Source organism: Vibrio sp. 10N.222.54.A3 (assembly GCF_041474095.1).
GTDB lineage: Bacteria > Pseudomonadota > Gammaproteobacteria > Enterobacterales > Vibrionaceae > Vibrio > Vibrio crassostreae_C.
On record NZ_JBFRTN010000068.1, the window covers coordinates 1 to 10,486 of the forward strand.

A 10,486-nucleotide genomic window follows, 5' to 3' on the forward strand; every position below is an offset into this window, starting at 1 on the left:
GCGCACAAACAAAAAGGGTGAGCCATAAGCTCACCCTTTTTACATCGTATTTTCGTTATTGAGCCAACCAGTGTTTCACGTGAAACGCTCGCTCCATCAAAACAAACGCTGAGGTTGGCCAAAGTAATACCCTTGCAAATAATCGACCCCCATGTCTTCAGCAATACGACACACCTGTTCGTTATGAACGAACTCCGCCACCGTCTTAGCATTCAGAATCTGGCATAAGCTCACCAACTGCTGAGCGATCTTGCGCTGCTTTTTATCTTTATCAATATTGCGAATCAAACTGCCATCAAGCTTGATCACCTGTGGTTCTAGCTTCAATATCTCATCAATGTTCGAATAGCCCGAACCAAAGTCATCAACAATAATATTCACACCAAGATCGCGGAAGTGATTACACACCTCAATCAAGCGACCGTAATCCTGAATTTGTTCCGTTTCTAACACCTCCAAGCCAATACGCTGTGGGTGACTGATTTTCTTGATCGCTTGTTCAAGGTGAAGAATGGTTTTCTCATTGCTGAAATCTTGTGGCGCTAAATTAATTGAGAACGAATCGGTTCGCTGACTCATAAAATCGAAGGTGCGCGTTATCATCTGACGACTGAGGCGTGTATAGAGATGGGTTCCTTCAATGATTGGCAAGAACTTACCCGGTGCAATTAACTGACCGTCCTCTTCAATTCGAACCAAACACTCGTAGCTCTCTACCTGATGACTGTGTGCTGAAACTATGGGCTGAGAGCACGCCACAATATTCTGATTAAGCACGGCGCGACTCACGCACGACAGCCAACCAAGTTGCTCTTGGCGATGCTTCTCCAATTGAATGAGTGCCTTGGCGCTCACTAGGTGCTTGTTCTGGCTGACAGCGCTGCGCCTCGCATCAATCGCCTTCAACAATAAGTCATCAATAGAGGTAGTCGGGAAATCTCGACGGCTGGCGATACCCGCACAGATAGACACCGACAAGTAATCAATATCGGGTAAACCGGTAGGCTCAAAATTCACATGCTCGGTTTGATCAGCAAATTCCGAGAATCGCTGATGAATATGTTCTTGGCTCGCCCAACTATCAAACACCACCGCCCACTCACCAATACCGATACTGTAGAGCTGACAGCCCTCATCAAAGAACTGCCACAGCGCCTTTTGAAAGTACTCACTCAAATCATGCAGAAGCTTGTCACCCACTCGATAACCATACTTCTCATTGATCTGACCAAAGGTCGTGACCTTCAAAGCTAACAAGTGGCTGTCACTGCTCATCTTCGACAGCTTCTCACGCAACACACTGCGATTGGGTAAACCTGTACGGTGATCAATTCGATAGCTTGCCGTCAATGCGGTGGCTTGCTGCTGAATCTTACTCGCCATGCTGTTGTTCATGTCATCGACATCAAGCAGTGCATTTCGGATCAATGAAAACAGAGGGGATATGTTGGTCGCGGGTTGTGTCTCTAATGGCAATACCGCCTTACCCTCGCCTTCTCTAAGCGCAAGGTAAGTGAGGCTATGGTGCAAGATTCGCTGTTGGCTATTCTCTTGATAAAGTTCTCCCATGCAGTAAACGCCATAGCTATCGGCCAATTTTTGGAAAACCTCAACCTCTTGGTTACCATCGATAAAGTCGATACGAGAAGTGCAGTTGTAAATGAAGAACTGTTCTGGCCTATGAGAGGCGAGCTGCTGCACGCCCAGTCGTATTTGCTCTAGGGTCAAAGATGGATGGTCATAACAAAACCGGACCTCATCACCCACTTGGAACTGGCCGCTGAATTCTATCTCCCCACTTTCCGTTACCTTGAGCGGTAAGTGAATGTTTTGCTCTTTGGGGTCACCGACCATCAAGGGAAAGTTATGCAGTTGCTCAAAAGGCACTTCGAAGCCATCAGCGAGGTAACGATTGTAGAGTTCGCGAACAGGCATCCCATCCAGTTCCAACAACCGGTTCTCTTGAGCACCGGTCACTCGAAAAGTTCGACCAATCGGATTCCATTCAGTGTAATAACCCTTAGCGATGGAGAGCTCGACACTGTGCAACGCCAACATCACATAGGCATTTTCATAGCAAATGCCATCTAACATCACCCAACGTCCATTATCTGTGATGGTCGATGCACCGCCACAGATCGGTAATGAATACATCGACTGCTCAAACGCTGAAAATAGATCTCGGTTATTTATCTGCAAGCGGTCTGCGAAACAGATGATGCTTTGAGTATTATCATTGCACTCAAGCTGTTGCCACATAGCGTGGCTATCGAGCAATGGTTGTTCGCTATATTCGACAACACCACAAGAGTAAGACGTCGCGTCAAAGCGGGTAACAATCAGATAAAGACCTTGGTGCAGGATGACACCTTGGCTGATGTAGTGGTTAGCACTGCAACCAATCAGTTTGGCATTGGGAAAAGTCGATTGAATCACTTGGCAGGCAGCCAAAACAGAACCTTTCTCGAAAGACGAAAACACCTGAATCAGTAGGCTTTCATGTTGATGAAAATCTATCTTTTCCAATTCACGTTGGGTTTGCTCAATGTCTTGTATCAGGAGAGAAGTCGACTGCATATTCACATTAATCGTTACGTTAATGATTTGTTATTGTGCTTATTATAGATAAGGCTTGCACGGAATACTTACGATCGTGTTATGAATAATGTGACCTTAGTTAGACATCATTCATTCCACCAAAAAGCAGTCATTAATGGCGGCGCAGTACTTTTATCGTCAGTAGTTACACAATGCTAGAAGCTTTAACTGCTAAAACAGTCGCTTAGGCTCACCAAAGTAGTACCCCTGCAGATAATCGACACCCATTTGCTCTGCTATCTCACAAACCTGTTGGTTATGGACAAATTCAGCGACCGTTTTGGCGTTGAACACTTGGCACAAACGAACCAACTGAGAAGCGATGTTTCTTTGTTTTTGGTCTTTGTCGATATTACGAATCAAGCTACCATCGAGCTTAATGATCTGCGGCTCTAGCTTGATAATTTCATCGATGTTGGAGTAACCAGAGCCAAAATCATCAACAATAATTCTCGCCCCCAGAGCACGGAAGTGATCACACACCTCAATCATGCGGCCATAATCTTTAATCTGTTCTGATTCTAAAACCTCTAAACCAAGTCGAGTAGGATCGTTCATACCACTGATCGCAGCCTCAAGCACCTCAAGCGTCTTGTCGCTCAACAAATCTTGTGGGGATAGATTGATAGAAAACGAACTCTGCTTATCTGCCATGTAGCCAATAGTGCTCTTAATCATGTGTCGACTAAGGCGCGTGTATAGGTGGGTGTCAGCAATGATAGGTAAGAACTTTCCTGGTGGCACAATAGTACCGTCCGACTCCATGATTCTGACCAAACACTCTTGGCCAATCATTTCGTGCGTACCCGATTCCACAATCGGCTGTGAGTAAGTGATGATGTTCTGATCTAAAATTGCACGGCTCACACAGCTCAACCAACCAAGTTGCTCTTTTCGGTCCTCTTCGCTCACCTGAATGTCTTTGGCATTGGTGATATGGGTATTATTACGCACTCCATAGCGTCGAGCTTCGATCGCTTTCAATAAGATCTCGTCACCACTGTCGGTTAAGAAGTCACAACGACTAGCAAAGCCGCCACACAGAGAAACTGACAAGTAATCAATATCAGCCAAACCATACGGCTCAAAATTTATGTGTTCGATGTCATCGGCGAACTCAACGAAACCTTCTTTTATTTTCGCACTACCAACACTGGCATTAAAGATAATCGCCCACTCTCCGACACCAATACTGAACAGCTCTACTTTCACGCGAGGCTCTTTGACGACACGAAGCTGCAATCGCTCGATGAAGTGATTAGACAGATCAAGCAGTAACTGGTCACCCACTTGATAGCCGTATTTTTCGTTAACTTGATGGAAATTCGTGAGCTTTAACGTGAGTAAGTGTTCACTAAACAGAATAGTATTGAGGCGTTCTTTCAATACGATACGGTTCGGCAAACCAGTACGCGAGTCAATACGATAGCTTTCGGTTAAGCGACGCGCTTGTTGATGGAGTTTCTTTTCCATCTGAGTATTCATACTGTCAAGATCAGCGACTGCATTTCTGACAAGGTTAAGCAATGGCGACACGGTTGAGCCACACTGAAAGTCTTCGCAATGAAACTCTTTAATCTCGTCAGACTCGCGCATAGCGATATAAGTCAGGCTATGGTGCAGTATCTCTTGGCGGTCTTCATTACGGTATAGCTCCCCCATGCAGTAGGCACCACATGTATTCACTATCCCTTCAAATGGCTTGAGCTCAAGTTTACTGTCGATAAACTCAAGTCGAGATACACAGTTATAAATGATCACCGATTCAGGCTGATGCATGGCTAGCATCTCGGCCCCGTGGCGTACCTTTTCTGCAGTGAGAGATGGGTGGTTATAACAAAACTGCGCCTCTTCACCGACATGCCAAGGGCTATCAAACTCGATACTGCCATCATCATTAATACGTAGCGGCGTCGAGATACCCTTCTTTCTGCCAAGTTCTCGATAAAGCGGAAAGCTCATCAGCTGGCTAAAAGGAAGGTCTTTGCCATCCGCAAGGTAATGTTTAAATACTTCAATAGCCGGCTTGTCGTTCAATGCGTATAAGCGATTTCCGATTGCGTGTGTGACTCGTAGCTTCATCCCAATCGGGTTCCACTCAGAGTACGCGTCCGACCAAACCTTCAATCTTGGGTTAGTCAGAGCCACAGCAACACAGGCGTGCTGGTAGGTTTGCTCGTTATACATAACCCAACGGCCAAATTCATTCTCATGGCACAGTCCACCAGCTATCGGCAAGGCGTAAGGTAAATTTTCAAAAGCGCTATAAATAGGATAATCACGCCCTTCAACCTGATCACACAAGCTGATGACCGTTTTGGTGTCTTCTGTAAGGCGCAATTGAAAAGCTAAGTCTTGGCTGTCTTGATTTGGATTGCCGGAAAAAGGCTGGACCGCAGAAGTTAGATGGGTTTCGTTGAACTCACTGATGATAACTAAGGTGCATGCACTTTCAAGACAATTATCACAGATAACATGACGAGCACTCTGACCAATTAGCGTCGCATTGTTTAAACGATTGAGGGCAACACCCGCGATTTGACGAGCTAGATCTGAAGATTGTGCTGAGAAAATTTGAATAAGGTACTGTTTGCTGTCACACCATTCTCGCTGATCAAATTGAGCTCTAAATAACGCCTCAGTATTTGCGAGAAATGTAAATGTTTGCATGCCAACCCTTGTTCAAAATCGAGTGAAGTAACAACCCGCAACCACTGCTATGACTGAAATGAATCGATAAAAAGTAGTCGCCAATTATCCTAGCCTAATCAGGCTTTTATAGGCGACTAATGTAACAATTCACTATCGTAAATGCGACACAATAAGCTTACCAAGCCATTAAATTAGTCGCATAAGATCGCTAAGTTGGTCTATTTCAACATCAGGGAGCACACTCGCCTTAGGGGAGCGGTATAAATTGGAACCAGTGTCATTAAACCAGCACGCCTGGAAGCCATTTTGCTTGGCTCCATAGACATCCGTTTTAAGGTGATCACCAACATGAAGAATATTCTCAGCGTCGCAATCTAGGTGTTGCTGAGCTTTTTCAAACATATCTGGATAGGGTTTTGCTCTGCCATCAGGGCCGGCTTTAAGGATTAATTGAAAGTACTGCCCTAAGCCAATTTTGTGAGGGTCGACATTGCCATTGGTAATCGCAACCAGAGGAATACGCTGGCTAAGTTCAGACATCACTCGATGCGTTTCTTGAGGGACATCGACTTGATTACGCAACCACAAGGCATGCTCAATGCCTTCTCGAGCCGCTTGCTTTGCTTGCGGCAGGGAGTAACCCAATTGCAGCAAACCACTCTTAATCTGAGTTTCACGCCACACGGTGACATCATGTTTCAAAGCTGGGTTTTCAGATGCGACTTGCTGCTTAATGCCCTGCCACTCTTCAAGCGATAAAGAAGCCGACACTGGGTGCTTTTGATAAAGCCACTGTGCCATCTCTTTCTCAACCTTCATGATCACAGGCCAGTTGTCATACAGGGTGTCATCCAAGTCAAAGGTCATGGCTTTAATGGGCTTTAACCCTCGATAAATTCGCATAGTAAACCCTTAAATCTAATCTTTATTCTTCTTACGAGCTCTCGGGTGAGCCTGATCATAAGCCTGTGCTAAGTGTTGGAAATCTAAGTGGGTATACACTTGAGTCGTCGAGATGTTTTCATGGCCAAGCAACTCTTGAACAGCACGAAGATTCTGGCTCGATTCCAGCACATGCGTTGCAAAGGAGTGACGCAGTTTATGCGGGCTAATATGACTCGCGACAGATTGCTTCTTGCCCCACTCTTCCATGCGCTTTTGCACACTGCGGTGAGAGATACGAGTCCCAAGCTTAGAGACAAACAGCGCAGTTTCACCCGGTGAAGCCAATTCACCACGAACTTTGAGCCATTTATCGACCCACTCTTTAGCTAAACCAGAAAAAGGCGCTTTGCGTTCTTTGTCGCCTTTACCAATCACTCGAATTTCGCCTTGTCGACCTAACACATCTTTAAGATTGATGCCGACCAGTTCTGCCAGTCGTAATCCAGCACCATACATCACCTCCATCATCGCTCGATCACGAATCGACAATGGATCGTCCTCATTCACATCAAGCAGTTGACCCACTTCATCAACATCGAGGTTTTTAGGCAAAGGGCGTTGTTTGCGAGGTGCAGAGACACCTTTAGCTGGATTGGCGGTCATTTCGCCACGCAACACAAGGAAATCAAAGAAGCTGCGCAATGACGATAAGCGAGTCGCGATGCTGCTCGCTTTCATTCCCTCACGCATGCCTTTGCTGGCTAGTTGTCTGACCCACGCCGCATCGACTTGCCCCCAGTCTTTAAGTCCGAGCGTGACTAAATGCCCGGCCATGGTTTCAAGTTGTTGTTTGTAATTACGTTGGGTGTGTAGGCTGAGCCCCTTCTCGCTTCTGAGATATTCATAGAAGCGAGAAAGTGGCTTTTGAAGGCTGTTAGGAAGAGGTATTTTGGGCTCTAGGCTCATTATTTATCTGCCAAGGTAAGGTGTCCGCCAAATGAGCGACAACAAGTGCTAAATGGCGTAAAAAGAGCGTATCCATATGGGGTTGGAAATGTCCGCCATCTTCACTAGAAAAGGCGAGCAAACCCAATGGAGACTGCTTAGCAAGCGGTAGTACTACATAAGAGCCTAGCTCTGGAACTGGATAATCACCAAACAAATCGTGTCTGTCGGCTTTTCTCAAGCGCCCAAGATAAGCATCTTTGCCATTGAAATGGTTAAGCGAAAACTTAGAGTAACCCTCAGCACTCAACTGATAAAAGCCAGATTGCGAAAGAATTCGAACATGAGCCTTAAGCCCAAGATCTAACGCTTTTTGTTCAACGGCTTTTATCACCTGCATAAAGTCACTGCATTTCAGCACTTGCGCTTGCAGATCCATAAACTCATAGAAGGTTTTATCGTTATTTGCTGCCAACGACATCAAGCCAGTGATCTCTTCTTCAAGCTCTTCGATTCGATGACGCTGGCGTTTAAGCTGAACCTCAACCAGAGAAACAGCGCCCTGCTCAACGTTATTGATAGCAAGGCGATCAACCAAATCTTTTCGGTCTTGGAAAAAATCTGGGTTATCACGTAAATATTCCGCGACCACTTCTGCGGTGAGTGCGTCGGCTTCAACGTAAGACAAAACCTATCCTTTATTTTTATGAATCTATTTGTTTTGGGTCGTTATTAGCAAGAAAGTTGACCATCAAACACATGCGTTGCAGGGCCGGTCATAAACAGAGGTTTACCCGGGCCTTGCCAGCTAATGTGTAAGTCACCGCCTGGTAGACGAACCTTCACATTCTCAGCCAGTAAGCCTTGAGTGATACCCACTGCAACTGCGCCACACGCTCCGCTGCCACATGCCTGAGTTTCACCCGCACCGCGCTCGTAAACACGCAAGCGAACTTCTTCACGGTTAACTACCTGCATAAAGCCAGCATTAACACGCTCAGGGAAACGTTCGTGTGATTCAAGTAGCGGGCCTAAGGTGTCCACATCAGCCGTGTCGACGTCATCAACCACAGTCACCACATGTGGGTTACCCATGCTTACCGCACCACAGAATAATGTGTGTACATCCGTTCTTAGGATATACGTCTTCTCTGGCTGCTTGGCCTTGAATGGAATCTTGCCGGGTTCGAACTCAGGAATGCCCATGTTCACCGTGATCAGGTCATTCTCTTCAATCTTGAGAACCATTTTACCTTTCTTGGTACTCACGTTGATGCTGTACTTATTCGTTAAGCCTTTCATGCGAACGAATCGTGCAAAACAACGTGCACCATTGCCACACTGCTCCACTTCACTGCCATCCGCATTGAATATGCGGTAATGGAAATCAGTTTCTGGATCATAGGGAGCCTCAACCACAAGTAGCTGATCAAAGCCCACGCCAGTGTGACGATCCGCCAAGCGACGGATCAAATCTGGAGAAAAGAAAATATTTTGAGTAATGCAGTCCACGACCATGAAATCATTGCCCAAACCATGCATTTTAGAAAAGTGGAAGTGCATAACGCTTAAAATTACTCCGGAAGAATGTTTTCAAGTTCCCACAGACTCGTAAGCTCTTCACGCTGACGAACCAAGTGAGTTTTATCGCCATCCACCATCACTTCAGCCGCACGCGAACGAGTGTTGTAGTTAGATGACATCGCGAAGCCATAAGCACCCGCTGAACGAACTGCTAGCAGATCACCTTCTTCAAGAACAAGGTCACGATCTTTACCTAGGAAATCGCCTGTCTCACAGATTGGGCCAACCAAATCGTAAGTCACAGTTTCACCCTGACGAGGGCTCACAGGAACAATATCCTGCCAAGCTTGGTAAAGTGCTGGGCGCATTAGATCGTTCATTGCTGCATCGATGATGGCAAAGTTCTTGTGCTCTGTTGGCTTGAGGAACTCGACTTTCGTTAATAATACACCAGCGTTAGCAGCAATCGCTCTTCCAGGCTCGAAAATCAGCTCTAGATCAGAATGATTGTCTAAGCGAGCCAATAAAGCTTTCGCGTAGTCAGAAGGCTGTGGTGGTAATTCATCACGATAAACCACACCCAAGCCGCCACCAACATCAAGGTGTTTGATGTTGATACCGTTAGCACGTAGCTGGTCGATCAGCGCAAGTAGGCGATCGGTTGCATCGATGAAAGGTTCGATATCCGTTAACTGAGAACCAATGTGGCAATCAATACCATGGATAGACAAGTTATCGAGTGTTTTTGCAAACTCATAAACAGCAGGAGCACGGTCGAAAGCGATACCAAACTTGTTATCACGCAGACCTGTAGAGATATAAGGGTGAGTGTTGGCATCAACGTCTGGGTTGATACGCAGTGAAATCGGCGCTTTAACACCAAGCTCACCAGCTACTTTATTCAATCGCTCTAGTTCTGGTTCAGACTCTACGTTGAAACACTTAATGTTCAACTCAAGCGCACGCTTCATTTCAGCGGCTGTTTTACCGACACCAGAGAATACAACTTTTGCTGGATCGCCACCGGCAGCAACCACACGCTCTAGCTCACCGCCAGAAACGATATCGAAGCCAGAGCCCAAACGAGCCAAAGTATTCAACACGCCAAGGTTTGAGTTAGCTTTAACGGCATAACACACCAAGTGCGGATGCTCACCAACCGATGAATCAAACGCATTCCAGTGGCGTTCTAATGTTGCACGAGAATATACATACAGCGGTGTACCATATTGCTCTGCTAGTTGTGAAAGTGCGACGTCCTCAGCCCAAAGCTGGCCATCTTCCTGATAGTTGAAGTAATCCAAAGTTCTTATCCCTTATAAATAACGATTTCTGCGTGTTTTCACTTATTGTGATTGTTCGGTTTGCTGAACTTCATCAGGATCGTACAAAGGACCCGTTTGACCACAACCAGAAAGTCCAATAACGGACATCATAAATAGAGCAGCAATTAATTTTTTCATTTTGCATATCGTGATTATTAACTCAATGCCCCCTATAATCGCACCACACTCAGGAAAAGCAATAGGATAGAAAGGATGAACGAGACTGAATTTCATCAGCTGGTCGATATACAGATGCAAAACATCGAAGAAGCTATCGATGAATCAGAGGCAGATATTGATTACGAAGTGACTGGTAACGTGATGACGCTGGAGTTTGAGAACCGCAGCCAAATCATCATTAACCGCCAAGAACCAATGAAAGAAATCTGGTTAGCGTCTAAGTCTGGTGGCTTTCACTTCAAGCTAGTTGACGACAAGTGGACATGTTCAAAGACGGGCATGGAGCTGTTTGAGATGGTTAAAGAAGAATGCGTGAAGCACGCAGGTGAAGCGATCGATTGGGTCTAATCATTTGTAAGCAAATCGAGTAGGAGGAG

Annotated in this window: 9 protein-coding genes; 1 reads left to right on the forward strand and 8 read right to left on the reverse strand. The window is 45.8% G+C overall.

Annotation, left to right across the window (positions count from 1 at the left end; translation table 11 throughout):
* Positions 1 to 96: 96 nt before the first annotated feature.
* The 8 genes from AB4507_RS14965 to lptM form a co-directional block, all read right to left on the reverse strand.
* Entirely contained in the window at positions 97 to 2,577 is a 2,481-nt protein-coding gene (locus AB4507_RS14965; protein ID WP_372182896.1) for an EAL domain-containing protein, read from the reverse strand.
* A gap of 192 nt (positions 2,578 to 2,769) precedes the next feature.
* Positions 2,770 to 5,268: an EAL domain-containing protein gene (locus AB4507_RS14970; protein ID WP_102394387.1), complete on the reverse strand. Its 2,499-nt coding sequence runs from the start codon at positions 5,266 to 5,268 to the stop codon at positions 2,770 to 2,772.
* 168 nt (positions 5,269 to 5,436) lie between these two features.
* Entirely contained in the window at positions 5,437 to 6,153 is a 717-nt protein-coding gene (gene yigB / locus AB4507_RS14975; RefSeq protein ID WP_050649035.1) for a 5-amino-6-(5-phospho-D-ribitylamino)uracil phosphatase YigB, read from the reverse strand.
* A gap of 15 nt (positions 6,154 to 6,168) precedes the next feature.
* Positions 6,169 to 7,101: a tyrosine recombinase XerC gene (gene xerC, locus AB4507_RS14980; RefSeq protein ID WP_017061015.1), complete on the reverse strand. Its 933-nt coding sequence runs from the start codon at positions 7,099 to 7,101 to the stop codon at positions 6,169 to 6,171.
* Positions 7,070 to 7,768, reverse strand: a complete 699-nt coding sequence (locus tag AB4507_RS14985) for a DUF484 family protein (protein ID WP_017061014.1) — start codon at positions 7,766 to 7,768, stop codon at positions 7,070 to 7,072. The genes xerC and AB4507_RS14985 overlap by 32 nt, the downstream gene beginning before the upstream one ends.
* Positions 7,769 to 7,812: 44 nt before the next feature.
* Positions 7,813 to 8,643, reverse strand: a complete 831-nt coding sequence (dapF, locus tag AB4507_RS14990) for a diaminopimelate epimerase (RefSeq protein ID WP_017061013.1) — start codon at positions 8,641 to 8,643, stop codon at positions 7,813 to 7,815.
* Positions 8,644 to 8,654: 11 nt separating this feature from the next.
* A complete protein-coding gene (lysA, locus tag AB4507_RS14995) occupies positions 8,655 to 9,908 on the reverse strand; it encodes a diaminopimelate decarboxylase (RefSeq protein WP_017066756.1) in 1,254 nt (417 codons plus the stop codon).
* A 42-nt stretch (positions 9,909 to 9,950) separates the two neighbouring features.
* Positions 9,951 to 10,067, reverse strand: a complete 117-nt coding sequence (gene lptM / locus AB4507_RS23040; protein ID WP_017063757.1) for an LPS translocon maturation chaperone LptM — start codon at positions 10,065 to 10,067, stop codon at positions 9,951 to 9,953.
* A 75-nt stretch (positions 10,068 to 10,142) separates the two neighbouring features.
* On the opposite strand from lptM, the gene cyaY reads away from it, so the two are divergent.
* A complete protein-coding gene (gene cyaY, locus AB4507_RS15005; RefSeq protein ID WP_017061010.1) occupies positions 10,143 to 10,457 on the forward strand; it encodes an iron donor protein CyaY in 315 nt (104 codons plus the stop codon).
* Positions 10,458 to 10,486 lie beyond the last annotated feature (29 nt).

Excerpts from the sequence above, each read along its gene's own strand:
- AB4507_RS14965 (WP_372182896.1), bottom strand. The coding sequence starts at position 2,577 with ATGCAGTCGACTTCTCTCCTGATACAAGACATTGAGCAAACCCAACGT.
- AB4507_RS14970 (WP_102394387.1), bottom strand. The coding sequence starts at position 5,268 with ATGCAAACATTTACATTTCTCGCAAATACTGAGGCGTTATTTAGAGCT.
- yigB (WP_050649035.1), bottom strand. The coding sequence starts at position 6,153 with ATGCGAATTTATCGAGGGTTAAAGCCCATTAAAGCCATGACCTTTGAC.
- xerC (WP_017061015.1), bottom strand. The coding sequence starts at position 7,101 with ATGAGCCTAGAGCCCAAAATACCTCTTCCTAACAGCCTTCAAAAGCCA.
- dapF (WP_017061013.1), bottom strand. The coding sequence starts at position 8,643 with ATGCACTTCCACTTTTCTAAAATGCATGGTTTGGGCAATGATTTCATG.
- lptM (WP_017063757.1), bottom strand. The coding sequence starts at position 10,067 with ATGAAAAAATTAATTGCTGCTCTATTTATGATGTCCGTTATTGGACTT.
- cyaY (WP_017061010.1), top strand. The coding sequence starts at position 10,143 with ATGAACGAGACTGAATTTCATCAGCTGGTCGATATACAGATGCAAAAC.